The 24,805-nt window shown below is 57.4% G+C and carries 23 protein-coding genes; 11 read left to right on the top strand and 12 right to left on the bottom strand.

Going from position 1 to position 24,805, the window contains the following annotated elements; all coding sequences use genetic code 11:
* The first annotated feature begins 71 nt into the window (after positions 1-71).
* Both ACHH0Z_RS15045 and ACHH0Z_RS15040 read left to right on the top strand, forming a co-directional pair.
* Complete coding sequence (locus ACHH0Z_RS15045; protein ID WP_021241166.1) at positions 72-1,127, top strand: SDR family oxidoreductase; 1,056 nt, start codon at positions 72-74, stop codon at positions 1,125-1,127.
* A gap of 75 nt (positions 1,128-1,202) precedes the next feature.
* Positions 1,203-1,649, top strand: coding sequence for a hypothetical protein (locus ACHH0Z_RS15040; RefSeq protein WP_045408259.1), 447 nt, complete (start codon positions 1,203-1,205; stop codon positions 1,647-1,649).
* A 66-nt stretch (positions 1,650-1,715) separates the two neighbouring features.
* Here ACHH0Z_RS15040 and ACHH0Z_RS15035 read toward each other — a convergent pair whose 3' ends face one another.
* A complete protein-coding gene (locus ACHH0Z_RS15035) occupies positions 1,716-2,696 on the bottom strand; it encodes a nitronate monooxygenase family protein (protein ID WP_045408262.1) in 981 nt (326 codons plus the stop codon).
* Positions 2,697-2,830: 134 nt separating this feature from the next.
* On the opposite strand from ACHH0Z_RS15035, the gene ACHH0Z_RS15030 reads away from it, so the two are divergent.
* Positions 2,831-3,715 (top strand): LysR family transcriptional regulator, encoded by an 885-nt coding sequence (locus tag ACHH0Z_RS15030; RefSeq protein ID WP_023292599.1) that lies wholly within the window; start codon positions 2,831-2,833, stop codon positions 3,713-3,715.
* Here ACHH0Z_RS15030 and ACHH0Z_RS15025 read toward each other — a convergent pair.
* The gene (locus ACHH0Z_RS15025) at positions 3,687-5,132 is read right to left on the bottom strand and encodes a PLP-dependent aminotransferase family protein (RefSeq protein ID WP_045408265.1); all 1,446 of its coding nucleotides are present in this window, start codon (positions 5,130-5,132) and stop codon (positions 3,687-3,689) included. The genes ACHH0Z_RS15030 and ACHH0Z_RS15025 overlap by 29 nt on opposite strands.
* Positions 5,133-5,228: 96 nt before the next feature.
* Between ACHH0Z_RS15025 and ACHH0Z_RS15020 the strand changes: the two genes are divergently transcribed.
* Positions 5,229-5,996 (top strand): arylamine N-acetyltransferase, encoded by a 768-nt coding sequence (locus ACHH0Z_RS15020; RefSeq protein ID WP_045408268.1) that lies wholly within the window; start codon positions 5,229-5,231, stop codon positions 5,994-5,996.
* A gap of 18 nt (positions 5,997-6,014) precedes the next feature.
* On the opposite strand, the gene ACHH0Z_RS15015 is transcribed toward ACHH0Z_RS15020, so the two are convergent.
* The 4 genes from ACHH0Z_RS15015 to ACHH0Z_RS15000 form a co-directional block, all read right to left on the bottom strand.
* A complete protein-coding gene (locus ACHH0Z_RS15015; protein ID WP_045408270.1) occupies positions 6,015-9,092 on the bottom strand; it encodes an efflux RND transporter permease subunit in 3,078 nt (1,025 codons plus the stop codon).
* Positions 9,089-10,237 (bottom strand): efflux RND transporter periplasmic adaptor subunit, encoded by a 1,149-nt coding sequence (locus tag ACHH0Z_RS15010; protein ID WP_045408272.1) that lies wholly within the window; start codon positions 10,235-10,237, stop codon positions 9,089-9,091. Before ACHH0Z_RS15010 ends, ACHH0Z_RS15015 begins: the two co-directional genes overlap by 4 nt.
* Before the next feature lie 78 nt (positions 10,238-10,315).
* On the bottom strand, positions 10,316-11,512 hold the full coding sequence (locus ACHH0Z_RS15005; RefSeq protein WP_045408274.1) for a cell wall metabolism sensor histidine kinase WalK: 1,197 nt from the start codon (positions 11,510-11,512) through the stop codon (positions 10,316-10,318).
* Positions 11,509-12,204, bottom strand: coding sequence for a response regulator (locus ACHH0Z_RS15000; RefSeq protein WP_008500520.1), 696 nt, complete (start codon positions 12,202-12,204; stop codon positions 11,509-11,511). The genes ACHH0Z_RS15005 and ACHH0Z_RS15000 overlap by 4 nt, the downstream gene beginning before the upstream one ends.
* Before the next feature lie 124 nt (positions 12,205-12,328).
* Between ACHH0Z_RS15000 and ACHH0Z_RS14995 the strand changes: the two genes are divergently transcribed.
* Positions 12,329-13,114 carry a MipA/OmpV family protein gene (locus ACHH0Z_RS14995; protein WP_021241176.1) on the top strand — a complete coding sequence of 262 codons (786 nt, stop codon included), beginning with the start codon at positions 12,329-12,331 and terminating at the stop codon, positions 13,112-13,114.
* Between the two features lie 37 nt (positions 13,115-13,151).
* Here the strand turns inward: ACHH0Z_RS14995 and yajD are convergent, their stop codons facing one another.
* Complete coding sequence (yajD, locus tag ACHH0Z_RS14990; RefSeq protein ID WP_003857471.1) at positions 13,152-13,499, bottom strand: HNH nuclease YajD; 348 nt, start codon at positions 13,497-13,499, stop codon at positions 13,152-13,154.
* A gap of 178 nt (positions 13,500-13,677) precedes the next feature.
* Here yajD and ACHH0Z_RS14985 point away from each other — a divergent pair, with 178 nt between their 5' ends.
* Positions 13,678-14,703 (top strand): LLM class flavin-dependent oxidoreductase, encoded by a 1,026-nt coding sequence (locus tag ACHH0Z_RS14985; protein ID WP_008500518.1) that lies wholly within the window; start codon positions 13,678-13,680, stop codon positions 14,701-14,703.
* Positions 14,704-14,728: 25 nt separating this feature from the next.
* Positions 14,729-15,676 (top strand): zinc-dependent alcohol dehydrogenase family protein, encoded by a 948-nt coding sequence (locus ACHH0Z_RS14980; RefSeq protein ID WP_045408276.1) that lies wholly within the window; start codon positions 14,729-14,731, stop codon positions 15,674-15,676.
* A gap of 3 nt (positions 15,677-15,679) precedes the next feature.
* Here the strand turns inward: ACHH0Z_RS14980 and ACHH0Z_RS14975 are convergent, their stop codons facing one another.
* Positions 15,680-16,714, bottom strand: coding sequence for an AI-2E family transporter (locus tag ACHH0Z_RS14975; RefSeq protein ID WP_395149543.1), 1,035 nt, complete (start codon positions 16,712-16,714; stop codon positions 15,680-15,682).
* 421 nt (positions 16,715-17,135) lie between these two features.
* On the opposite strand from ACHH0Z_RS14975, the gene mdtJ reads away from it, so the two are divergent.
* From mdtJ to ACHH0Z_RS14960, 3 genes are all read left to right on the top strand, one after another.
* On the top strand, positions 17,136-17,498 hold the full coding sequence (mdtJ, locus tag ACHH0Z_RS14970) for a multidrug/spermidine efflux SMR transporter subunit MdtJ (RefSeq protein WP_008502463.1): 363 nt from the start codon (positions 17,136-17,138) through the stop codon (positions 17,496-17,498).
* Entirely contained in the window at positions 17,485-17,814 is a 330-nt protein-coding gene (gene mdtI, locus ACHH0Z_RS14965; RefSeq protein WP_008502462.1) for a multidrug/spermidine efflux SMR transporter subunit MdtI, read from the top strand. Before mdtJ ends, mdtI begins: the two co-directional genes overlap by 14 nt.
* 84 nt (positions 17,815-17,898) lie before the next feature.
* Entirely contained in the window at positions 17,899-20,061 is a 2,163-nt protein-coding gene (locus ACHH0Z_RS14960; RefSeq protein ID WP_023292589.1) for a bifunctional diguanylate cyclase/phosphodiesterase, read from the top strand.
* A gap of 1 nt (position 20,062) precedes the next feature.
* Here ACHH0Z_RS14960 and ACHH0Z_RS14955 read toward each other — a convergent pair whose 3' ends face one another.
* From ACHH0Z_RS14955 to ACHH0Z_RS14940, 4 genes are all read right to left on the bottom strand, one after another.
* A complete protein-coding gene (locus ACHH0Z_RS14955; RefSeq protein ID WP_008502460.1) occupies positions 20,063-20,884 on the bottom strand; it encodes a serine protease in 822 nt (273 codons plus the stop codon).
* Positions 20,885-21,164: 280 nt separating this feature from the next.
* Positions 21,165-21,539, bottom strand: a complete 375-nt coding sequence (gene asr / locus ACHH0Z_RS14950; protein ID WP_021241183.1) for an acid resistance repetitive basic protein Asr — start codon at positions 21,537-21,539, stop codon at positions 21,165-21,167.
* 174 nt (positions 21,540-21,713) lie between these two features.
* On the bottom strand, positions 21,714-22,253 hold the full coding sequence (locus ACHH0Z_RS14945; protein WP_008502459.1) for a thioredoxin fold domain-containing protein: 540 nt from the start codon (positions 22,251-22,253) through the stop codon (positions 21,714-21,716).
* Positions 22,254-22,409: 156 nt separating this feature from the next.
* Positions 22,410-23,897 (bottom strand): carboxypeptidase M32, encoded by a 1,488-nt coding sequence (locus ACHH0Z_RS14940; protein ID WP_045408279.1) that lies wholly within the window; start codon positions 23,895-23,897, stop codon positions 22,410-22,412.
* Positions 23,898-24,164: 267 nt separating this feature from the next.
* On the opposite strand from ACHH0Z_RS14940, the gene ACHH0Z_RS14935 reads away from it, so the two are divergent.
* Positions 24,165-24,755 carry a hypothetical protein gene (locus ACHH0Z_RS14935; protein WP_127913781.1) on the top strand — a complete coding sequence of 197 codons (591 nt, stop codon included), beginning with the start codon at positions 24,165-24,167 and terminating at the stop codon, positions 24,753-24,755.
* Positions 24,756-24,805: the final 50 nt, after the last annotated feature.

Raw genomic sequence — 24,805 nt, 5'->3', positions numbered from 1 at the left:
CGGTTTCATGGGATATCTCCAGAAAAAATAATATATCACACTGCGTCTGTCACCCTTTCCGGAGAAATACCATGAATAATAGGCAGCAACACAACGTCGCTCTGGTCGCGGGCGCCAGCGGCATTGTCGGCAGACAGATGGTCAACACGCTCCTGCACCATCAGTGGCAGGTGATCGGCCTTAGCCGCCATGCCGGGTCGCATCCTGACGGCATTCCGATGGTCAAGATCGATTTACTGGATGAAAAGGACAGCGCCCGGGCGCTGCGCTCCCTGGACGGTGCCACCCATCTCTTTTACAGCGCCTGGGCGAACGCGGCGAACTGGGAAGACATGGTTGAGCCGAACGTCACCATGCTGCGTAATCTAGTCAGCATCCTCGAAAAAACGGCACCTTTGCAGACGGTAAGCCTGATGCAGGGGTACAAGGTCTACGGCGCGCATCTGGGGCCGTTTAAAACCCCGGCGCGCGAAAGCGATCCCGTCGTACCGGGTGCCGAATTTAACGCCGCGCAGCTTGCGTGGCTCAGCCAGTTTCAGCGGGGAAAGCGCTGGCACTGGAATGCCATCAGGCCGGGCGTGGTAGGGAGTGCGGTACCGGGCAATGCCATGAACCTTGCGCTGAGCATTGCCCTGTACGCCTCCCTGTGCAAGGCGCTGGGTTTACCGTTGCGTTTTCCCGGTTCGGAACAGACCTGGCACAGTATCGTTGACCATACCGACGCCGGGCTGCTGGCCGAGGCAACGCTGTGGGCCGCCGCGTCACCTGCGGCACAGAATCAGGCGTTCAACGTGAATAATGGCGATATCTGGCGCTGGAGCGAGCTCTGGCCGCGCATCGCACGCTGGTTTGACCTGGACTCTGCACCGCCGGTGAGGCTGTCATTTCATCAGCTGTTTACGGACTATCGCGGCGTATGGCGCGAGCTTGCCGGAGAGCGGCTGGTGGAAGCGGATATTCTGCAGCTGAGCGACGGGCGGTTTGCCGATTTTGTCTTTAGCTGGAATTACGACATGTTTGGTGACGGGAGCAAGCTGCGCAGGGCGGGCTTTACGCAAATGCAGGCGACGGATGAGATGTTTTTCCACCTGTTTGCGCAGTTGAGAGCCGCGCGGATTATTCCCTGACCGTAAGGGTTGTTGTCATCAACGATCGGCGCGTTATACTCACGCGTTAAAATGAATGTATTGTGGGGCAGGGATATGCACGAAAGTCTAAAAATGATATCAGTCGCTCTGCCCCTCATTGCGCTTCTCATTCTGTTAAGCTTTTTGGTCAGACGCATTCGCCAGGCAAAACGTATCATTTCAGACCGTAACGGGATGAAAAAGATCTCTGCCAGTCCCTCAATATTTGGCGGGAATGGAGGTAAAACCTGGTTTTATGATGACCAGTTTTTATATGAAGTTAAAAACAACGTCACCCGTAAAATTGCGCTGGCTAACATCATTAAAATCAGACCGGGGAATACAGAGATAAACAGCAGACGGGTCTGGATTGTTATTTACCGCGACGGTGTTAATGAAAAGCAGGTGCAGTTTTATAACAATCTTACCCTCTGGAATCATAACTTCACGGCTTTTCTGGCAGCGGTAAAACGTGCCAATCCTGACGCTGTGGTTAAAGAACGCGCAATCCTCAATCTATGAAAAAGGACCGCAGACGGTTTGCGGACGCTGCTCCTGTGCAGCGTCCATAGCATCAGGGTTAAGGGCTTACTCAACCGTTAACGCATTGACAACCTCGGCCACGCTTTTCACGCTGCGGATATTCCCGATCCCCGTGCCGAGCGCGATATACCCTTCATCGGTATTATTTTCCAGCATGCCCAGGCGCAGGCCCCGTAATCCGCCCATCGCCTTGCCCAGCGCTTCGTTGCTTGCGCCAGCTTTATCCATCGCCGCCAGTTTTTCCGCCAGCTTGCCGGGGAGAGAACGATAGTAGTGGGGGACGGTGCGGAAAAGCAGCAGGTCCAGGCCGTTGGCGGCAACAATTTTCTCTTTGACCCCCTGCGGCACGCGGCTTTCTTCGGTACTGATAAACACCGAGCCGGCAAACACGCCTTCCGCCCCTAGCGCATGCGCCGCTCTGGCGGTGCGATTGTCGGTTATACCGCCCGCCGCCATCACCGGGACGTGCTTCACGGCGTCGGCAATCAGCGGCACGATGGAAAAGGTACCCAGCGCCGTCGCGGGTAGCGTCCCACCCTCGTCAAAACCGGTGGCGACGATGATGTCTGCCCCCATCTCTTCAGCCAGAAGGGTGTTTTCCGGCGTGGGATTGATGTCGCGGTAGATAATGGCGATACCTGCCTCTTTTAACTCACTAAACAGCGCGGGAATAATGCTGCCTTCCCCGTAGCCCGTATACACCACGGCCCTGACGCCTTCCTCTTTTACCACCTTAAGAATTGGCCCGGTCCAGACGTCATTAACGGCGGTGGGGATCAGGTTCACGCCGAAGGGTTTTTCGGTCAGCTGTTTGGTTTTCCGAATTTCTTCCCGCATTTTTTCGGCGGTCTCTTCCGGCGTGGAGACCGCGGTATCGGCGGTTAAACCGGCGTTGGGGCCCAGCACGCCGAGTCCTCCGGCATTGCTGACCGCGGCCACTAAACGGGCATCAGTAAGCCAGGATAACGGTCCCTGAATAACGGGCTTTTCGATACCCAGGATCTGACAGATACGGTTATTTTTCATAGCAGACTCTCCCTTACGTTTGAATGAGGGAGAGTGTAGAGAGGAAGATTGTTAGGAAAAATAGCCAAAAACATTCATCACTGTTATAAAATTAATAACAATCATTTTCTCCCGCTCGCGGCAAGACATCCCTTATGCAAATAAACCTCTTTGAATCTATTCGGATTTTTATTGAAATTGTCGACTCGGGGAGCCTTACCCAGGCGGCAGAGAATCTGCAGGTCCATCGCCCGGCAGTGACCAAAGCGCTGCAGCTTCTGGAACAACACAGCGGCACGCGGCTCCTGCAGCGCACCACGCGTCGGATTAGCCTGACGCCGGATGGGGAAGCCTTTTATCGCCGCAGTAAACCTCTGCTGGCGCAGGCGGACGAATTACTGGAGTCGTTTGGCGCCGATCGACCGATACACGGCCAGCTGCGTGTGGATATGCCCATCTCTTTTGCGGCGCTGCGGGTGATACCCAACCTGCCTGATTTTTATCGTCAGCATCCTGATATCGACATCATCCTGAGCAGCTCTGACCGCCGTCGGGATATGCTGCGGGACGGCCTGGACTGCGTGCTGCGGGTGGGCGAGCTGGACGACGGCGACTATATCGCGCGTAAAATCGGGAACATTAAAATCACGACCTGCGCCAGCCCGGCCTGGCTGGCTGAACACGGTACGCCAGAAACGCTGGAGGATTTACGCAAGCATCAGGCGATTAACTGGATTAACAACAGCAGCAGGCACGTTCAGCCGTGGACGTTTACCACGCCAGAGGGCGTTGCGGAGATCGCGCTACCCGGTAAGCTCGTGGTGGATAACTCCGAGGCCTACATCGCGGCAGGTCTGGCCGGGCTGGGGGTAATGCAGGGAATGAATCTCTTTCTCCAGCCTTACATTGACCGCGGCCTGCTGGTTGAGGTCCTGCCTGAATATCGCTCGCCGGACCGCAAACTGTCACTGCTCTACCCACACCGTCATCTCTCCCGCAAAGTGCGGGTATTTACCGAATGGCTGGAGAGTCTGGTGTGAAAGCGGCCAGCTCATGGCATAGCGCACCAATCTGCTCCACGGCATTGAGCAGGCGGGGCGTCGGTTCGTTTGCACAGTTTAGCCGCAGAAAGTGCGTGAGTTCTGCGCCAGGGGAAAACAGGGGGCCGGGGCTGACGCCAATACCCCACGCCAGCGCGCGGCGATGCACCTCCAGCGCGTTGACCTGCGGAGGAAGTTCGACCCACAGCAGAAAGCCAGCTTCGGGGACGTTTACGCGGGTACCGGGGGGAAAACTGGCCTTGATCCGCGCCACGACGGCGGCGATTCCCTCTGCGATCCGCCGCTTTAGCCGCCGCAGGTGACGGTCGTAGTCGCCGTTTGCCAGCATCTCGCTCGTCGCGGCTTCCAGCAGCGGCGCGCCGGCCCAGTCTCCGGCCATGCGGGCCTGCAAGACCTGCGGGTAATAGCGTCCGGCGGCAATCCAGCCGATTCGCCACCCCGGTGCAAGCGTTTTTGACAGGGAGCTGCAGTAAATCACATTCCCGCTCTGGTCGAAGGCTTTGCAGGCCGGAGGACGTTGCCCGTCACCGACCAGGTCACCGTAAACGTCGTCCTCAATCAGAGGAATACCGGCTTCTTCAAGCAGAGCAACCAGTTCCTGCTTGCGCGCGACGGGCATGCTGGCACCCAATGGGTTTTGCACGGTGGGCGAGGCCAGAACGGCCGCGGGACGGTGGCAGCGGATGGCGTCAGCCAGCGGTTCCAGTAACAGACCTTCAGCAGGATCGGTGGGGATTTCTAACGCCTTCAGGCCTAAATCCTCCAGCAGCAGGAGCGTGCCAAAGTAGGCGGGCTGCTCCACCGCCACCACATCACCTGGCTGACACACGGCCCGCAGGGCCAGGCGCAGCGCCTGCGTCGCGCCCGCGGTGATAATGAGATCGTCCGCGCCGAAACGGGCTCCCCACTGCGCAGCACGCGCCGCAATCTTGCTTCGTAAATCACGCCTTCCCGGCGGCAGGCTGTAGCTCTGCCCATGCGCGTCCAGACGACGGCCGACGGAGTGTAACGCTCGCTGTAGCGCCTCCCCGGGCAGCCACGCGGGATCGGGCAGGGCGGCGCCCAGCGGGATCAGGCGGGCTTCTGCACTGCTGAACAGCGACCGGGCCACGGCGGACATAGTCACGGGCACCGGGCCCGGCGTGGAACGCGCGGGCTCCGCGCGCGGAGGGAGGCTGATCTGGCGGATGTAATAACCTGAACGCGGTCGCGCAACGATCAGCCCTTCAGCCTCAAGGCAGCGAAGGGCCTCCAGCGCCGTCGGAAGGCTCACGTGCTCGCGTTCGGCCAGTTTACGCGCGGAGATCATCCGGTCACCGACTCGCAATGCGCCTGAAGAGAGCGTGAGGCGCAGACGCTCAGCAATCCGGCGATAGTGTGGGGTGGGGGCAGACATGGGTATCTGTTCAGGCTAATTTTCGATAAAACTGACTATACAGCCAATGATGTGCGCCATCTATAGTGTCCGGCATGTTCAGGACAAGGAGGCATTATGCACAGCGATAATTTCGACATTTCCACGTATTTCAAACGCATAAACTACACCGGACCGGCGGCGGCCGATACGTCCACCCTTCATGCGCTGATGCGTCATCAGCTCTTTTCCGTTCCCTTTGAAAATCTGGACGTGCAGGCGGGGAAAATTGTCTCGCTGGCACCAGACGACATTGCCGAGAAGGTGTTAAAGAAAGGGCGCGGCGGGTACTGCTATGAGGTTAACGGGCTTTTTGCCATGGCGCTGGAAGCACTTGGCATTCCTTACCGTTTCGTGGCGGCGCGCCCGATGTTCTACCCCGCGCGGCGTCCGAAAACCCATATGGCGCTCATCGCCGAGGTGGAGAGCCGCCAGTGGCTTTGCGATCTCGGGTTCGGCAGCTACGGCATCCGCGCGCCAATGGCGCTGGACACGCTTGACGTGGATATCACGCAGGATTTCGACACGTTTCGCCTGAGCCGCAGCGCGGAGGGCGAGTATTTGCTTGAGGCGAAGGTTGAAGGCGAATGGGCCCGACAATACGGCTTCGATCTCACGCCCCAGGAGTGGATTGATTTCGTTCCGGCCAACTACCTTAACTCCACGCATCCTGATGCTATTTTTGTGCAGAAGCGGGTGGTGGTGCAGCACAGCCCGGAAGGACGCCAGATTTTGCTGGGCGATATGCTGAAAACCATCACGGCGAACGGCACTGAAACGCGGCAGCTGGCGGAGGAGGACATCCGCCATGTACTGAAAGACCGTTTTGCGCTGACCGCCGCGTAATCGGAGAAAGATGGGGACTCAGCCCGGCCCGTCGGCTGCGGCTTTGCGCTGAGCCCCCCACTGTAACAGCAGGCTAAACGACGCGGGTAACACGGTCAGCGTCACCAGCGTCGCAGCCAGCAGCCCGCCGATAATGGCATAGGCCATTGGACCCCAGAAAACCTGGTGAGAGATGGGGATCATCCCCAGAATGGCGGCGCAGGCGGTCAGACAGATGGGTCTGACCCTGTGCTCCGCGGCCGCCATAATCGCGGCATCATTTGCCATCCCCTGAGCAAGATTGCTGTCAACCTCGCTAATCAATATTACCGCGTTACGCACGATCATCCCCGCCAGGGCGATGACGCCCAGCAGCGCAACAAACCCCATCGGCGTGCCGCCAGGCAGCATAGCCAGCACGATCCCCGGTAAACCAAACGGGGCCATCAGGAGCGCCAGCAGCATCCGGGAATATCGCCGCAGCTGAAGCATCAGCAGCAACAGCATGATGACCAGCGTCACCGGAAGAACGGTAAAGACGGAGCTGTTCCCCTTATCCGATTCGGCAACCGCGCCGCCTTCTTCAATGCTGTAACCTGCGGGCAGGCTCGCGCGCAGTTTATCCACCGCCGGACGCAGCGCGGCGGATACCGCTTCAGCCCTCAGCCCCGGGGCGAGGTCGGTTTGCACCGTGATAAAGGGCACGCGCTGGCGGCGCCAGATGACCGGATCGTCCACGCCCCAGACCGGCGTTGCGACGGCGCTGAGCGGAATTTTTTTACCGTCATTCCCCTGAATCGTGAGCGAGGAGAGGGTGGCGGTGCTGTGACGTGCATCGTCCGTGGCCCGCAGCACCACGTCGACAAGGCGGTCATTATCTCTGATGGACGTGACAACGCTGCCGGACCAGACGGTGTTCAGCGTGCGGGCGAGGCTTTCTGACGATATTCCCGCCGCTCTGGCCGCCGTCTGATTCACCTTAAGGGTGATGACCCTCTCCGGCTCTCCGGCCGTCTGGTTAACGTCGCGTGAGAACGGGGAGCGGCCAATCGCGTCCGTGAGACGGTTCGCAAGCGCCCGGACCTGCAGATAATCCGGCCCGCTCACCCGGTATTTGATGGGCCAGCCGACGGGAGGCCCCAGCTCAAGGGGCGACACGCGGGTGATGATGTCGCTAAATTGCGTCGCCAGGATCGTGTTGAGCTGTGCGTGCAGACGATCCCGCGCCGCAAGATCCTTCGCGACCACAACCATCTGGGCGATATTTTCATTTTCCAGCAGCACGTCCATCGGCAGGTAAAAACGGACGGCGCCTGAGCCAACGTACGTCGAAAAGCGATCGATATTGCTGTTGTCGGCCAGCGCTTTTTCCAGCTTTTCCACCTCTCTGAGCGTTTCCGGCTGCGACGCGTTGGCCGGAAGCGTCAGGCTGACCAGCAACTCGGGCCGGTCCGAGGCGGGGAAAAACTCGCCCTGCATAAACGTCGTGCCGTACGCTGACAGCCCCAGCGCGGCAAGCGCAATCAGTACGGTAGCGAGCCGGTGGCGGAGCGCCAGGCGTAAAAGCCGTCCATACCCGCGCGCGATCCGTCCCGGTCCTGCCGCGTGATGTCTGACTTTTTCCGGCAGCAGCCACGTGCCCGTTAGCGGCGAAAACAGGATCGCGACGGCCCAGGAGCAGAGCAGGGCGATGAGCACCACCGCAAACAGGGAGAAGCAGTATTCACCGGCGCTGGAGGCCGCAAAACCAACGGGAATAAAACCGGCAATCATGACCAGAGTACCGGTGAGCATCGGGAAGGCCGTCGTTTTGAATGCATAGGTGGCCGCGTGTCGGCGGGAATCCCCCGCTTCCAGTCGGGAGACCATCGTTTCGACGGCGATCATGGCGTCATCCACCAGCAGGCCCAGGGCAATGATCAGCGCCCCGAGCGAGATACGCTGAAGGCCAATACCGGCGAGCATCATGCCGACAAACGTCATGGCGAGCACCAGCGGAATGGCCGTCGCCACCACCAGTCCGGCCCGCAAACCCAGCGAGACAAATGAAACCGCCAGCACGATAACAACGGCTTCGATAAGTACCCGGATAAACCCGCTTACCGCTTCACTCACCACCGCTGACTGATCGGCGACTTTCACCATCTCGATACCGTGCGGCAGCCCGGCGCTGAGGGCCGCCATTTTTGCGTTAAGCGCAGCACCGAAACGCAGCATGTTGCCTGTCGGCGCCATCGACACCGCCAGCCCGATAGCCGGTTTGCCGTTCACCCGGTAGGCCGGGGCCGGTGGCTCGGCGATTTCCCGGGTGACGGTGGCAATGTCGGTCAGCGGAATATAGCGATTGTTAACGTGCAGCGTGACGGCGCGCAAACTCTCTTCGGTGGTGAGCGCCCCGCTGACCTTTATCGCCATGTTCTCCTGCCCGGTACGCATCGTTCCTGCCGGGACAACGGCGTTTTGCGCCCGGAGGGCGTCGGCAACGTCCTGAATATCCAGCCCCATACCGGCCAGGCGCGCCGGAGAAAAGGCGAGAACCCACTGCTCCTGCTGTTCGCCCAGCAGGGTGGTTTTGCCCATATCCGGCAGGGACATGAGCTCGCGCCGTATTGTCTCTGCGCGATCCCGCACCTCCCGCAACGTGAAGCCTTCGGGAATAAAGGCGTAAATTGTGCCGAACGTGTCGTCAAACTCGTCATCCACGGCAGGACCCTGCACCCCTTCGGGCAGGGACGGCGCGATGTCCTGCATTTTTTTGCGAACCTGATACCAGATATCGGGCACGCGTTGCGGGGGCGTATCGTCACGGAGGTTAACGTGGATAACGGTGCGTCCGGCACGGGTTTCACTTTCGAGATAGTCCAGCCAGGGCGTTTCCTGCAGCTTTTTTTCAAGCGTATCGGTCAGCAGGCGGGTGGTATCCGTCACGGAGGCTCCCGGCCACTGTGCGGAGACGACGGCCGTTTTAATGGTGAATGCCGGATCTTCGTTACGCGGCAGCTTCTCATAGCAGAACACGCCCATCGCAATCACCAGCAGCATGAAAAAGCTGACCATCTGCTGGTTCTTAAGCGCCCAGGCGGAGAGGTTAAATTGGGCTTCCGATCCTGTATTCATGGCTGAACCTCTCCGGCCATCACCGGCTCGCCGGGTCGTAATGTGCTCACGCCTGCCGTAATCACCCGCTCGCCTGGCTCAAGGCCGGAGGCAATCATGACGGAGGAGGCCGTATAGCCGACGGGTATCACCACGCGCAGCTGTGTCCGCGACTGCGGGGTAATCACAAAAACCGCCGGTTTGTCGCTGGCTCGGGTCAGCGCCGACGCGGGAAGCGCGTACCCGTGCGGGGCGGCGGAGGGCAACGTCACGGTGACGCTGGCGCCCAGCGCCATGGCCTCCGGCGGGTTTTGCAGGGTGGCTCTGACGAGCCACGTGCGGGTCTGAGGATCGGCCTGCGGGGTGATATCCCGCAGTGCGGCAGACGCCTGCACCGACGGGTCGCTGAGCAGGGAAACCTGCAAAACCGCCTTATCCAGAGGCGGGATCGCATCGGGCGCGGCAATATCAAACGCCACGTCGCGGGCTTCCCCGGTCGCCAGCGTCAGCACGGACTGGCCGTCGCTGACAACCTGTCCCGCAGAGGCGCTCACGGCCGTGATGACGCCCGCTTGTGGGGCGATCAGGCGCGTCCAGCCGAGACTTTCGCGGGCATTTCGCCATGCGGCCTCGCTGCTTTTTAAGCGCGCGCGGGCGACAAGCCAGTCAGCCCGGGCGCTGTCGAGCTGCGTGCGGGCTATCGCGCCCGTTGGCATAAGCTTTTGCATGCGACTGACGTTAAGCGCGGCGACCTGGGCAGAGGCTTTGGCGCCTTCATAGTCGGCCGCTGCGCTGTCGAGCTGGTTTTGCCCGGTCGTATTATCAAGCGTGGCCAGCAGCTGTCCGGCAGTGACCCGGTCGCCAATATCAACGCTACGCGTCAGTATCCGGCCTCCGGTGCGAAAGCTCAGGGTCGTTTCATCGTGGGCATGGATCTCACCGGTTCTTTCCAGCGCGGGAAGGGATTGGGCGGAGCCAACGACGACGTAGCGTACCTTACGCACTGGATCAGGTTTGTTTTCGTGTTTATCACCGCAGCCGGTCAGCGGAAAAATCGCCAGCGCAAGCAGGGCCAGGGGAAGAAAATGCAGCCAGGAAAGGGTGCGCGCCACGCCGTACAAATGATGCAGGCAGTGGCGGAGGGAGAGAAAAAATTCGTCTGACATAACGCCGCTCCATAAAGGGAATGGCGTTATTAAATGCGCGCTACGTCGAGAAAGATTCGATGTTCTGTCAAGGCTTTATCAAGAGGGGAGATTTTCATTATCAGACGGATGCCAGGGCAACAAAATGCGCACCGCAAGGCCGCCGGTTTCCGGTAATGACGCGCTAATCTCACCCCCATGCGCCTCGCAAATCGCGCGGGCGATGGACAAACCGAGGCCGCTGCCGCCGGAATGCCGCGCGCGGGACTGTTCCTCGCGGCTAAAGCGTTTAAACATTTCCGGTAAGAACTGGGGCGACACGCCTGGCCCGTCATCGGTGAATTCGAGGATGTAATGCCCGCTGGCGTAATGCAGCGCCACCTCAAGGTGGCCGCCTTCGCGTCCGTAACGTAGCGCATTTTCCATGAGGATAGTAACGACCTGCCCCATACGGAACGCATCGCCCCGGAAGGGGCTGGTGTGCGGGTTACGCAGCGTTATCCTGAAATGATGCGCATCCGCCTGGGGCATGATCCAGGCAGCCCGCTCGTGAATCAGCTCATCCAGACAGAACGGCTGGTCCTCCAGCACAAGGTTACCCGCGTCTGCCAAAGAGAGAAGGTGGAGCTCATCGGTGAGGCGGTTGAGGTGCTGGAGCTGTTTCATCACCATGCCCAGCTGCGCCGGGCTGGCATCAAACACGCCGTCTAACATGCCCTGCAGACGCCCGATGGCGGCCGTCAGGGGCGAGCGCAGCTCGTGCGCCATCGCGACGTGCGAGGCGCGGAGCGCTTTCTCATAGCGGGCCAGTTGCCCCGTCATGGAGTTAAAGTCCGCCGCAAAGCTGACCATTTCTGCCGGTGCATCCTTGATGAGCTCTGCCTGACGGCCAAACTGCCCTTCGGCGACATCCTTTGCCGCATCGCGAAGGCGGCTGAACTGCAGCGCCAGCGGGCGGGCGTGTTTGAGCCCCATCACCACAATAAACGGGATCATCACCAGCACCAGCAGGGCCACCGTGACCCAGTCCGCTGAGGCGATGGACGGCGTGGAATAGCTCAGGCCCCACCAGGTATCCACAATCGTGTGGAAGCGGGCCGGATTGGCCTGCGGGTTCTGGCTGAGCGTAAGAAACTCCTGCCGGACTGCCGGCGGCATCCTGCCCATGATCCAGTAGTTCTGTACCGCATAGCGCAGCCACATGCAGGTGGCAATGACGATTACGCTGCCGATAGCCAGCGCCAGGATGCGCGCGCAAATCCAGCGCCACAGAGAGGCGTGCCGGTTTTTTATCATGGCTGTCTGAACCTGTAACCCACGCCGCGCACGTTGATCAGCACGCCGGAAATACCCACGGCCTCGAGTTTTTTACGCAGGTTATAAATATGGGTGTCCACCACGCGCTCCAGCGCCTCGCTTTCCGGCAAACAGTGTTCCAGTAAATACTGGCGGGAGAACGGGTGCGCAGGCGAGCGCAGCAGCGTTGCCAGAAGCGAGAATTCCGTTGGCGTAAGATCGAGCATCACAGGCGCGTCGTCGCCGTTGTCCACGCACGCCACAATGGCGGCGACATCCACCGCCAGCGTTTGCCAGCGAAGGATCTTTTCCTCTGTCTCTTTTTTACTGCTGCGCCGCAGCACCGCCTGCACCCGCGCTACCACTTCGCCCGGATGATAAGGCTTCACAACGTAATCATCGGCACCGTAACGCAGGGCGCCAATGCGATCGGGAGTATCCCCCATGGCCGTGACCATGATCACCGGCACATCGCTTTTACGACGCAGGCCCGCCAGCACCTCGGTGCCGTTAAGTCCCGGCAGCATTACATCCAGCAGGATGAGGTCGGGCTTCCACCGCTGCGCCATATCCAGGCCGGAAAGACCGTCCCCGGTAATGGTCACGTCGTAATTTTCACGCCGTAAATAGGCTTCGAGCACGCCAGCCGCGTCGGCGTCATCTTCAATAATCAGCACTCTTCTGGATAACATCCGTTCACCTTGACCATTTCTTAACACTATCCCGACGATTCATTGATTCAGCCAAATCATACTGCGCCAACATTGTGTGGCTGTTCGTGTCTCAGGAGACGCCAGCGTCTGTAAGGAGAGCAGTATGATAGCGATAAATAAAGTCCTGTATATGTCCGTCCCGCTTCTGATGGTCGTGGCATCCGCCGCGCAGGCGGATGATGACACCGCGTCTGATTCCTTAACCGTCGGGCTGGGAGGGCAATATGCCCCGCGTTACTCAGGCTCAGACAAGCAGGTGTGGCAGGTGGTTCCTGTGCTGCAGGGACGCAAAGGCGCTTTCTTTGTTGATGCACAAAAAGGGGTGGGATATGACCTGCAAAACGACAGCGGCTGGTATTTCGAACACACGCTGGGCTACGACCCCGGAAGGGCTGATAAAAATTCTGGCTGGCGCGAGGGGGCAAACAACCTGAAAGGGATGGGGGATATTGATGCCACCCTGAATACCGGCCTTGCCGTCGGCTGGCAGGCTGCGCCATGGCTGAGCATGGAAGGCAAAGCGACGCTGCCGTTAACCGACAGTCAGGGGGCAAGCTATCAGGCCTCCGTTACGCTGATCCCGGTACAAAATAACCAGGACACGATAGCCTTTCAGTCTGCGGCCCTGTTTGGCGACAGCCGTTACCTGAATACCTGGTATGGGGTCAGCGAGCAGCAGAGCCGCCGCACCGGCTATCGCCGCTATGCTGCGCCGGGTGGATTTTACGGCGTCGACACCAGCCTGACCTGGAGCCATCAGTTCGATGCTCACTGGGGAACTGTCCTCAGCGCGGACTATACCTGGCTTGGCGACCATGCCAATGATAGCCCGATTGTGATGCGGCGCAATGAGGGGTCTGCAACCGCCGCAATCACCTGGACATTCTAAATTCGCGGATCATGATGTGAGCGAGGGGGCGAGAGGATTACTTCTTCTTATCCATCATCGCCTTTAAATCGGCAAACGGGTTAAACGTGGCGACGCCCACGTCTTTTTGCGCGTCTTCCCCGGCCACCACGGTGGTGCCGTACTGATCTGCTTCGGTGTATTTCGAATGCTCGTGATCGTGGCAAAACAGGCACAACAGCTCCCAGTTGCTGCCATCTTCCGGGTTGTTGGTATGGTCGTGATCGATATGGTGAACCGTGAGTTCACGCAGATTGGAATAGACAAACTCGCGCGAGCAGCGTCCACACACCCATGGATAAATTTTTAATGCTTTTTCGCGATAGCCGCTTTCCAGCCGCGCGTAGTTTTTGGGGATCAAAGCCATTGCCGGTTTTACCTGCCATGAAAAGAGTGGGGAAGAGTATATCCCATAACGTTGCGTCGTGACGAACCCGTCAGTTATGTCAATTTATTTGAACCATTCCGTTAAATAAACGGCATTTATTCTTACCGGGTAATGCGTAAAGTGGACAGAACGCAACGCATTATCAGGACACAGGGTTATGAAAAAGATCGGATTTTTATCCTTTGGTCACTGGACGCCTTCACCGCAGTCCGGCACGCGCTCGGCGGCCGATACGCTGCTGCAGTCCATCGATTTAGCCGTGGCGGCTGAAGAGCTGGGGGCAGACGGCGCCTATTTCCGCGTGCACCACTTCGCCCGACAGCTTAGCTCGCCGTTCCCTCTGCTGGCCGCTATAGGGGCAAAAACAAAAACCATCGAAATTGGCACCGGCGTAATCGACATGCGCTATGAAAATCCGATGTACATGGCCGAAGATGCGGGCGCGGCGGATCTGATTTCCGGCGGTCGCCTGCAGCTGGGCATCAGCCGGGGCTCACCGGAGCAGGTTATTGATGGCTGGCGGCATTTCGGCTATGTCCCGCAGGAAGGGGAAAACGAGTCGGATATGGCGCGTCGTCATACCGAGGTGCTGCTTGAGGTGCTGCGTGGGGAAGGGTTTGCCAAACCGAACCCGCAGCCAATGTTCCCCAATCCACCGGGGCTGCTGCGTCTGGAGCCTTATTCAGAAGGGCTGCGCGAGCGTATCTGGTGGGGCGCGGGTTCTAATGCGACGGCGGTATGGGCGGCAAAACTGGGCATGAACCTGCAAAGCTCAACGCTGAAGGACGATGAAACCGGCGAGCCGTTCCATATTCAGCAGGCAAAACAGATCCGCGCGTACCGTCAGGCCTGGAAAGACGCAGGGCATACGCGCGAGCCGCGCGTGTCGGTTAGCCGGAGTATTTTTGCGCTGATGGACGACCGTGACCGGATGTATTTCGGTGCCAGCCGCAACGACAGCGATAGCGTGGGTTATCTTGATGAGAAAACGCGCGCCATCTTCGGGCGCAGCTATGCCGCGGAGCCGGACAAGCTGGTTGAACAGCTGAAAAAAGACGAGGCGATTGCCGAGGCGGATACGCTCTTACTGACCGTACCGAACCAGCTGGGGGTGGATTATAATGCGCACGTGATTGAGTCTATTCTCAAACATGTCGCACCGGCAATGGGCTGGCGCGAGTAGTTCCGCTATCAGCCTTGAGATCGTAATGGAAAACCTGGCCCTCTGGTATCGCCGGTTTGGCGAGCCAGAATCTGTTCTGCAACCTGAAAACGCGCCGCTGGGCGCGCTTGCGCCCGGACAGCTCCGCGTGCGGATGCTGTTTTCTCCGGTCAACGCGTCCGATCTTATCCCCATCACCGGTGCCTATCGCCACAGAACCCCGTTACCCGCCGTCGCGGGGTATGAAGGTGTCGGGGTTGTCACCGGGGCGCCCGCCTCGTTTAAGCATCTGGTGGGTAAGCGCGTCCTGCCGCTGCGCGGTCAGGGCACCTGGCAGCGCTATGTGGACTGCCCGGCAGAGTATGCGATACCCGTTCCGGACGCTGTCGACTCGCGCCTGGCCGCGCGGGCCTACATCAACCCGCTGGCGGCGCAGATGATGCTGACCCGCTACCCGCCGCGCGGAAAGCGGGTCTTGCTCACGGCTGCAGGATCCGATTGCGCCATCCTGCTGGGGCAGTGGGCGCGTCAGGCGGGGGCGGAAGCGGTGTTCGGCATTCACCGTTCCGCCGTGCATGCTGAACGGCTGGAGGCGATGGGGATCGCGCCTGTCGCGCAGCATGACGCGCACAGAATCGGCGCCGTCGCCGCACGCAGCGATATCGTCTACGATGCCACCGGCGGGCCGCTTGCGGAAGCGATCCTCAGCGTCATGCCCGAGCCGGGCATGTTTGTTTGCTACGGGCTGCTGTCCGGGCAAGCCTTCACACAGCGGCGGCCTGCGCCGCGCGTGGCGTGGTTCCATATCCGAAACGGTCTGGATGCGCTCAGCGTTGAGGCGTGGCGCGCGGAGTTCGATCGCATCTGGCTGAGGTTGCCCGACAGTGAGTACAGCGACGTTACGGTGTACCCGCTGGCGGAGTGGCGAAGGGCGCTCAGCGCTTATCGTGAAGGTGGAAGGACCCGCAAGCCCCTCCTGTCGATGGCAGAATGACGGCTATTTATGACTCATATCGCTCAGCAGCACGGCGATACTTTGCCCGCCCGCCGTCTGCTCCAGACCAATCTTGACGATGATGGTGAGCGGAACGGAGAGCAGCATCCCAACGGGCCCGAGCAGCCAGCCCCAGAATATCAGGGACAAAAAGACCACCAGCGTGGACAGCCCCAGGCCCCGGCCCATCATGCGCGGTTCCAGTATGTTACCGAACACCAGATTGATGACCAGGTATCCGGCCAGCAGGATCAGCGCGTCATAAAGCCCGCTGAAAACCAGCACCTGAAGAATAGGGGGGATCGCCGCCAGCACGGAGCCGATGTTGGGAATGTAGTTAAGCGCAAACGCCAGTAACCCCCAGACGAACGCAAAGCGGACGTCCAGCGCCAGAAGCATCACCCAGACGACAACGCCCGTCACCAGGCTAATGGCCGTTTTCAGCACCAGATAGCGGGAGACGCTGTCCAGCGCGCGTTGGATCGCCCCCATTCCTTCAACCGTACGGACCATGATCTGCTGCAGCTTTGCCGGCAGCTGGGGCACCTCCAGCAGCATGAACACCACCGTTAAGAACAGCAGGAAAATAGAGGTCATGGCGTTGGAAAGCTGCGTCAGCAGGCTGGTGACGATCGTCATCGCCGCATTGGGGTCGATATATTTCAGGAGTTCCTCAACCGAGACTTCGATCCCCGCGCGCTGCAGCCAGGGCTCCAGCTGCAGGAGGGGGATCGCCAGCGAAGAGCGATATTTCGGCAGCGTTCGCGCCAGTTCATTGAGCGAGGTGCCCAGATAAGCGACCAGCAGCACCATCGCCACAATAATGATGCTGATAAGCAGCGTGATGGCCAGCACGCGTGGGATGCGAAGCCGCGTCATGCGCTGCACCAGCGGGTTGAGGATCACCGCAATAAACAGAGCCAGAATAAAGGGCACAATAATGTCGGCGGCAAAGCGCACGCCTGTCAATATAATCACCAGCATGCCCAGCATGATGACAATTTTTAACCCGTTCAGGGTAATGATGGGTTTAGCCATGGTGACTCCGCAATTTTCGTTATTTTTATAATAAAGGTGAAAGGCGTTGCAATAAACTAACCAAAATCAAACGGGGTGGGTAAAGAATTGCAAAGACTTTGAGTAAAATCCTGGCTTATGGTACAAATTCGGTGTGTTTAACTACCGAGGACAATTTTCATCCGCAAAGACGAGAAGCAACAACGCGGATAATTGTAATTTTATGGACAATATGTTCAGGACGTACTCTTCAAACAATACTGCTGTATACTTCACCTCTTTCTGCCTGCTTTCTGGTGAGCAACACTGGCGCACCGCACTCTAGTCATTTCTTCTGCCTGAGCTGGCGCTAAGCGCTTAGCTGACTGATTTCAATTCGTATTTTTGGGTTTGCTGCACGCAGCGGGCCACGATGGATTATATTCTCAAGCAGGAGAAAAACATGTTTTACTGGATTTTATTAGCACTGGCTATTATTGCTGAAATTACCGGCACGCTGTCGATGAAGTGGGCAAGCGTCAGCGATGGCAATACTGGTTTTATTTTGATGCTGGTGATGATTTCGCTTTCTTATATTTTCCTCTCATTTGCGGTGAAAAAAATTGCGCTGGGCGTCGCGTATGCCCTGTGGGAAGGGATTGGTATTTTGTTGATTACGCTGTTCAGCGTTCTGATATTTGACGAAACATTAACAACAATGAAGGTCGCCGGATTAACGACGCTGGTCGCGGGTATTGTGCTGATTAAATCAGGTACCCGTAAGCCGTCTAAAGTGCAGAAGGAGCAGAACCATGCAACAGTTTGAGTGGGTTCATGCGGCCTGGCTGGGGTTCGCCATCGTGCTGGAAATTCTGGCGAACGTTCTGCTGAAATTCTCCGATGGTTTTCGCCGTAAGCTCTACGGCCTGATGTCGATTGCCGCGGTTCTGGGCGCGTTCAGCGCGCTGTCCCAGGCGGTAAAAGGGATTGACCTGTCGGTGGCCTATGCGCTGTGGGGCGGTTTTGGTATCGCCGCCACGCTGGCCGCAGGCTGGGTGCTCTTCGGTCAGCGTTTAAATAACAAGGGCTGGATGGGACTCATCTTGCTGCTTGCCGGTATGATTATGATAAAACTCGCCTGACGCTCATAAAGCCATCCTTTACAGGCAGCGAAATTCGCTGCCTGTATTACGCTTAGAAAAGCAAAACCCTGAAGAGGATGGCGGATGTATCGCACATTAAGCTGGCGCAATATTCCCACCGCGAGAACGTTGTTTGCCATGGTCTTTATGGCGGGCATCGGCTTAATCATCTCCGTCGTCGCACTCCTCTATCTTTCCCTGCATCTTATCAGCACCAAAACCAATGAAATTGATGAACACCGCGCGGCGCTTTCCGTACAGGGGGCCATTCAGACATCGGTCAACCGCGTCTCCTCGCTGGTGCTGGATAACGCCGTCTGGGACGATGCGGTGCGTGAGGCCTACCGTCCCACGCTCGATACCAACTGGTTGTATAACACTTGGGGCGCCGGCTTTAAAATCAACAACCTCTATGATGGCACCTTCGTGCTTGATGAGCATTTCAACGTCATCTGGGGATCGTTTCAAAGTCAGCCATTTCAGGAGACGAATCTCGATTTTTTCGGTAAGGGGCTGAAGGCGCTTATTGCTCAGCACGCGCGCGCCTTATCAGGCGATAAAAATATCTATGCCGGGATCAGCAAAACGCGAAGCGGCGTCGCCTTTGTGGGCATTGGGCTGATTCGCCCGATGGTCGGAAGATTACAGGTTACCGACGGAACGCGCCGCTATCTGGTAATCACCCGTCATCTGAACGCCAGAATTTTATCCGACCTGGGGTCGACCTTTCAGATCGATAACCTGCACTTTACGCCGGATAAAATTAACGAGCTGAGTATGCCGCTGCGCAGCTCGGCAGGGGAGCTGCTGGGCTATCTTAACTGGCAGGCACGGCTTCCGGGAGCGCAGGCCGCCCGGGCGGCATCCTCTGATATCACCCAGATTGTCGTGCTGGCATCGGCCCTGATCCTGCTCTTTATTCTGGTGAGCAGCGTGGGGCTGTACAAGCTTGCGCGCGGAGAAAGCCAGGCACGTCTGGTGGCCAGAACGGACTGGCTAAGCCATCTGCCGAACCGGCGAGCGCTCATCGAGGCGCTGGATCGGGTGAGCTTACGCGGAGATATCGACGTCAAAAGCGTGGTATTTATCGATCTGGATGGCTTTAAAGACGTGAATGACATCTACGGCCACAGCGTGGGTGACGATCTCATCGTGGCGATTGCGAAAACGCTGAGTGAACGCGTGCCGCCGGGGGGAATGCTGGCGCGTATGGGCGGGGATGAGTTTGCCATGACAATCGGCGGTGATAAGGCAGAGACACAGGCCACCGCTTTTGCCGTGTCGGTGCTGGATTCTCTCTCCGCCCCGATTCAGCTGGGGGAACGCACCATCCATATCGGGGCCAGTATCGGGATCGCCAGCGGAACCCTGATTGAATGCACCAGCTCCGAGCTGTTTCGTCGCGCCGATATTGCCATGTACCATGCCAAAATGAGCGGGAAAGGGCGTATCACCCACTACGACGCCGAGCTGAACAGCGCCCGTGAGCGCAAGCTGGCGATTGAAAATCAGATCCGTAACGGTCTGGAGCGCGATGAGTTTGAGGTCTGGTATCAGCCGATTATTGACGCCCGCAGCCAGAAAATGAGCAGCGTCGAAGCGTTAGTCCGCTGGCCGCGTCGCCCGGAAGGGCCGCTGGGCCCGGATACCTTCATCGCCATCGCGGAGACGAGCGGTCTGATTTACAAACTGGGCCAGTTTGTGTTGCAGCGCGCCTGTCAGGATCTCCAGCCATACGGTGACTTAACGCTTTCCGTTAATATTTCTCCCGCACAATTCCGCGATCCCGCCTTCGAAGATAAAGTGGCCAGCGTGCTGGAGACCACCCATTTCCCTGCCAACCGACTGCAGCTGGAGGTCACGGAGTCTTATGTGCTCGAAAACCCGGAGCGTGCCCGCATGGCGATAGCCAATCTTAAAGCGCTGGGCACCGCGGTGGCGCTGGATGACTTTGGCACCGGCTATTCCAGCATTGGCTATTTGCGGCGTTTTAACTTCGACACCATCAAGATTGATAAATCGCTGGCCGGGCTGGTGGACCACGATGAACAGGCGGCCGCGCTGGTGAGCGGCACGGTGCGGATCGCCAACGCGCTGGGGATGGCGGTGGTCGCCGAAGGGGTCGAAACCGAAAGACAAATGAAACTGCTGCGGCTGGCTGGCTGCGATCAACTGCAGGGTTTCTGGTTCAGCCAGCCGATGCCGATTGAGTCAATCAGGGCATTACATCAGGTCAGACGATGCTGATTTACTGCTGCGCCAGCGCTTCCAGCTTGTCGCGAAAACCGGTCACGGACAAGGCCCGGTTATCGGCCCGCCAGCGATCTTTCGCCGCCGGTGCAGAGCTCTGCACGCCAATCAACTGCCAGCCGTTATCTGTTTTCAGCATCAGCGGTGAACCACTGTCACCCGGCAACGTATCACACTGGTGTGAGAGTACGCTGGTTTGCGCCCAGCCCGTCACAATACAGTCGGTGTGGGTGTAAAGGGTATCCAGATGGTCGACAGGATAGCCGGACTGCGTCACCTTCCGGTCGGCGGCTTTCAGCGCGGCGGTGAGTGCGTCTTTATCGCCGTCAAATAACGGCAGCGGCGTAATGCCGGAAGGGGGGTAGCGTAAAACGATCAGGCCAAAGTCCCATGAGGCGGCCGCCGGTGGCACGATCCAGCCGTCACCATCCGGTTTCAGCCGTTTGCCGAGAGACGGATCGACCCGGCCTTCAATGCCGTGGATTTCATAGCGCCAGGTCCCTTTTTGCGACACAAACCGCAAGGCCACCGCTTTATCCGGCTTGCCGTTTGGCGGCGTTAACAGACAGTGGCCTGCCGTCAGGGCAAGCTGAGGGGTGATCAGCGTCGCAGTACATAAGTTACCGCTGGCGGTTTCCAGTTGACCTATAGCATCCCAGGGCGCCTGGGTGGGATCGGCGACGCGCGTACGGTCGTCATGATTGAAAAAAAGCGTCTTTAGCTCTTTCGCGCTAATGGTGTCATCACCGCCATCATCCGCATGTGAGAATCCAGAAAAAAGACCAAACGTTCCCAGTAACAACACAACAGATTTACGCATATCTCACTCTGGTGGGGGTAATTATGATTATTAAAAGTGAACCCTATGAAAATACTATAGACGGGACAGCGCTAAAGTGGGAGTAAAATCAGCGTGCTACATTCAGGAAAGATAAAAATGGCTGGCGATGAGCGCGCATAAAATAAGCAGGATCAGAATCAGCTCAAACCGATAGCGCCGCAGCATACGCCCTCCGGATAAAAAAAAACGGCGCGGAACCTGTTCCGGTTCAGCGCCGGTTTACCAACGTGCCCCGAAGGGCACGGTTTAGCTTGTACTCTTACGCAGCTGGCTGTGCAGCTGGTTTAGCAGCTTCGTGTTTTACTGCTTTTTTGTGATGTTTTTTAGCAGCCTGGGCTTTCTGCTCTACAGCCGGTTTGGTCGCTTTTTTGTGGTGCTTTTTAGCAGCCTGGGCTTTCTGCTCTGCAGCTGGTTTGGTCGCTTTTTTGTGGTGCTTTTTAGCGGCCTGGGCTTTTTGCTCTGCAGCCGGTTTAGCGGCTTTATGATGTTTCTTGTGATGGACAGTTTTTGCTGGCGCCGCGGTGGTCGTTGCAGCAGGTGCCGCAGCAGCCGGTGCAGCAGTGGTTTCAGCAGCGAACGCAGCAGAAGACAGACCCATAGCAGCGGCAACAACCAGAGCTAATACTTTTTTCATGTTCATACCCTCGAATTTGGTTTTTCATTTAACCCCACTGCGGGGCCGTTGAAATAACTATATCCCTGTAAATTCGGGGTTTCCGTGAGTGATTGGTATCGGCGTGTAACGGAATGTACAGAGGGGAGAAAAGTGTACGAACAGACCAAACGCCGCTGCTCGTACAGGTCTCTGTTATCTTTTCAGTGTGGCCAGAATAGCCGCCGGAGACTGACTGCCTATAATCGACCGTGATTCAGGCTCAATAACCACCATTACCGGGGTGACGCTAATGCCCAAACGTTCTGCCAGTGCAGATTGCCGCGCGATCAGATCGGAGCACGCTGTCGTGGTGTCGTTATTCGGTAAAAATCCCGCCATCGCTTGTTGCAGGCTTTTGACCTTATCGGCTGAACACCAGACGCGCCCCATATCTTCAATTACCGAGTCGCGAATGGCGCTGGGCGCAACGGTCAGAAACGACATCGTCAAACCGGCATCCGTATATTGCTTAACGTTTTTCACTACATTGCTGCAGTAAATGCACTGATTATCAATAAACACCAGCAGCTTATATTTTTCAGCGGGAGCCTGAAACGTGATGGGCTGGAGGTCTGCAAGAGAGCGGGTAATATCGTTGAACGCGTCTTGCGGGGTATTATCCGTGGCTGCGAAAGTACTTAAACTGGTCGCACACAGAATCGCTAACACCGTTTTCATTATGCCTTTCATCATTGATCCCTTTATTTTTTTAATTCTGGCCTGATAGCAGTCTAATTGTGTCGGAAGGACACGCATTCATACACCCGGCGCAATCATGGCAATATGTGCTAAATCATATTCTTATTGAAAAGGGTGAGAAGAGTGCCGGAGCAGGCTCCGGCAGAGGGATTAAAGATAACGGGAGGCCAGATGCTCGCGGAAGTAACGGATATTCAGATCTTCACCCGTCGCCTGGGTGATTAACTGCGACGTGCTGAAGCGACTGCCGTGCTGCCAGATGTTCTGACGCAGCCACTCAAAGAGTGCGGAAAAATCGCCCTCAGCGATGGAGGCCTGCAGACCCGGAAGCGCCGTTTTCGCGGCGTGGAACAGCTGTGCGGCATACATGGCCCCCAGCGTATAGGATGGGAAGTAGCCAAAACCGCCGTCGGTCCAGTGGATATCCTGCATACAGCCGTTGCGGTAGTTGTCTTTGGTGGATAACCCGAGCCAGGCCTGCATTTTCTCGTCCCACAGGACAGGGATATCGTCCACTTCGATCTCGCCGTTGATCAGCGCGCGCTCAATCTCATAGCGCAGCACCACGTGTGCCGGGTAGCTCACTTCGTCCGCATCGACGCGGATATAGCCCGGCTTCACGCGCTGGTTCCAGGCAATAAAATTCTCTTCGCTGAACGCCGCCTGGCTGCCAAAGCGGGCGTGCACCGCAGGGAGAAGATGCTTGAGGAAGGCTTCACTGCGTCCCAGCTGCATCTCAAAGAACAGGCTCTGGGATTCGTGGATCGCGGTTGAGCGGGCCAGGGCAATCGGCTGTCCTGCCCATGCGCGCGGCAGGTTTTGTTCGTAGCGCGCGTGTCCGGTTTCGTGGATCACGCCAAACAGCGCGCTGAGCAGTTCATCCTCGTCGTAGCGCGTGGTGATGCGCACGTCTTCCGGCACGCCGCCGCAGAACGGGTGCGCACTCACGTCGAGGCGACCGCCGTTAAAATCGAAGCCGAGCATTTTCATGGCTTCCAGGCCCAGTTCGCGCTGTGTTGCGGTCGGGAATGGGCCCTGAGGAGGAACAAACGAACGTTGCGCCTGCTTTTCCACGACGTTTGCCAGCAGGCCCGGCAGCCAGGATTTCATATCGCCGAACAGAACGTCCAGACGGGCGCTGGTCATGTCGGGCTCAAAAATATCCAGCAGCGCGTCGTACGGCGTACAGCCTTTGGCTTCCGCCCGCAGGCGCGCCTCTTCACGGCTGAGTTTGACCACCTCTTTCAGGTTCGCGGAAAAGCCCTGCCAGTCGTTGGCGGGACGCTGCGTGCGCCAGGCGTGCTCGCACCTGCTGCCCGCCAGGGATTTGGCTTCCACCAGCGATTCCGGCAGCAGGGTTGCCTGCTGGTAGTGGCGCGTCATTTCGCGCAGGTTGGCCTGTTCGACGTCATTCAGATCTTCACCTGCCGCCGCCGCTAACAGGTCGCCGACTTTTTTATCGGTCAGGATCTGATGCTGCAGGACGCTCATCTCCGCCAGCGCCTCGCCGCGCGCGGCGCTGCCGCCGGGCGGCATCATGGTGAACATGTCCCAGCTGGCGATGGAGGTAAGGTGCGAGAAGCGGGAGAGACGCTGGAAGGTTTTAGTAAGCGATAGATAGGAATAATTATTTTTCATTCTACGTTCTCGTTGTGTTTGAGGCTCTTAACGAGCATACAGAGGTTCAGATCTGATTAAAACAGATGTTTCTTACTCAAATGTTGTTGATGCTTCTTAATGTTTTAAATTGGTAATGTGAATAATCATGATTATTTGCATTGACCGTATGAATTATTTGAAAGTTGAAGATAGCTCTTAGAGTCAAATATGGAAATGCGCATAAGAATATTCTTATGCCGACGCGATTTTCATAGCGTCAAAGTCAACTAATAGGCAATTTTTATAATGGTTAAATTTATTTTATGCTCGATTTCAGTGGCTTTACTAGCTGGCTGCGCGATGCAACCCGTTCCTTCTCAGTATAGAAATGCTACAGTTACGCTTGTTGGGCACAGTAAGGCAGAAGCAATGACTGATTTAGGGATACCAACACGAACAATGCCCGTCAATGGGAGCCAGACAATGTATCAGTGGGACAGCAATCAAGGTACAACATCTGCTGGTTTGTTTAGCACTGATACCAATGCTGTGGTGGTCGGTAGTTCCACTTATCAGGGATATGGTAACGGTTTCTCCGGAGGGGCGGTTGGAACATCTAACACCACTGGTAATTATGATAGTGCTACAGCTACTCATATCTGTGCATTGTCATTACTAATTGATAATAAAACTGATAAAGTACTTTCAGGTACATTCAATGGAACTGTTGATGATGCTTGCATGAGCCATTTCAGCAATGTTATTACATTAGATCCTAATGCGGTTAATGCGAATAAAGCAGCGATAATGCATAACCAACATGTGAAAGAGGCTAAAGCAGTAGTTGGTGTTTTGGCTATTGTTGGCGCAGGTGTTGCCGCTTACAATAATCGCTGATTTAATCCACATAAAACGAAAGGCCGTTTATTTCGGCCTTTCGTTTTATG

It is taken from the genome of Enterobacter cloacae complex sp. 2024EL-00227 (assembly GCF_043945315.1).
Classification (GTDB): domain Bacteria; phylum Pseudomonadota; class Gammaproteobacteria; order Enterobacterales; family Enterobacteriaceae; genus Enterobacter; species Enterobacter roggenkampii.
This window is presented reverse-complemented; position numbering and strand designations above follow the sequence as displayed.